This window comes from Pseudoalteromonas sp. MQS005 (assembly GCF_001661605.1).
GTDB classification, from domain to species: Bacteria; Pseudomonadota; Gammaproteobacteria; order Enterobacterales; family Alteromonadaceae; genus Pseudoalteromonas; species Pseudoalteromonas tetraodonis.
The window spans coordinates 1-993 of sequence record NZ_LYRQ01000114.1 but is presented as its reverse complement, the minus strand read 5'-3'; the positions used below and the strand labels follow the sequence as shown (position 1 = coordinate 993).

1 protein-coding gene is annotated in these 993 nt (G+C 38.3%); it reads right to left on the bottom strand.

From position 1 onward, the window contains the following. Positions 1–16: 16 nt before the first annotated feature. Positions 17–901, bottom strand: a complete 885-nt coding sequence (locus A9479_RS19455) for an IS982 family transposase (RefSeq protein WP_064664329.1) — start codon at positions 899–901, stop codon at positions 17–19. Between the last annotated feature and the right edge of the window lie 92 nt (positions 902–993).

Sequence of the window (993 nt, the reverse complement as noted above, 5' to 3'; positions counted from 1 at the left end):
TTAACCTGAGATCTGCTTAAGCGATAACTAGTGCGTTGAGCTCTACGTCAGTTAAATTAAGGTGTGGCTTATTTTCTTTCAAGCAATAAGCCACCAACCCAGCTACTAAATTCAACATAAAACCGTTCATACTCCGATGTCTCGAATGTTCAATGAAGGATATGTTCTTGAGTTGATCATTAATTGTCTCGATTATAAACCGCTTTGAAAGCATCGCTCTATCCCATAATGACATCGCTTTTGCTTTCATATTTTTGCGAACAGTCGTAATGAGCTTCACACCTTTATCGAGTAAATCCGCTTCTAAGGCTTTACTTAAATACCCTTTGTCACCATACAATTTGTCTGTAAGGCAGCTCGCTAATTCACGCACTGGTTGCGTATCATGCACATTACCTGTTGTCACTTTGGCAGCGACAATTTCACCGTGGTGATTAACTATTAAATGCAACTTGAAGCCATAAAACCAACCCATCGTTCCTTTGCCTCGCTGGGCTATTCCATCAAAGGTTTTGTGTCTGGGAATACGAATATTATGACACACCTTAATACATGTAGAATCAATGAATTCAACGCCTGTGGGTTTACCTTTAAGTGAAGTAAAATAAGCACACATCGGCACAAGTATCCTCGGTATAACGGCTAAAAATCGTGTGTAACTGAGTAAGTTAGGAAATTCACTTTTATACATAAGTGAAACATAGCCAAGATAGTAATTTTTAAAATCACGGTGATGTGACATATGAAAACTAATGACAATTGTCATGATTTCACTGGTCGTCATACGTCCTGCTCGTTGACGTTTTTGGGTACCGTCTTCGAGTAATTGTTTTTCCCATTGAGGTATAAATACTTTGCAAAAATCGTCGACATCGCAAAACAATTCAACTAATTTAATCATGCCTGTTCCTTGTTTATCCAATCGTTCTTGGTCGAAAGATCGGATCTCGGAACAGGCATTTAGTTCAATTTTCTTAAACGAGATTCAGGTTA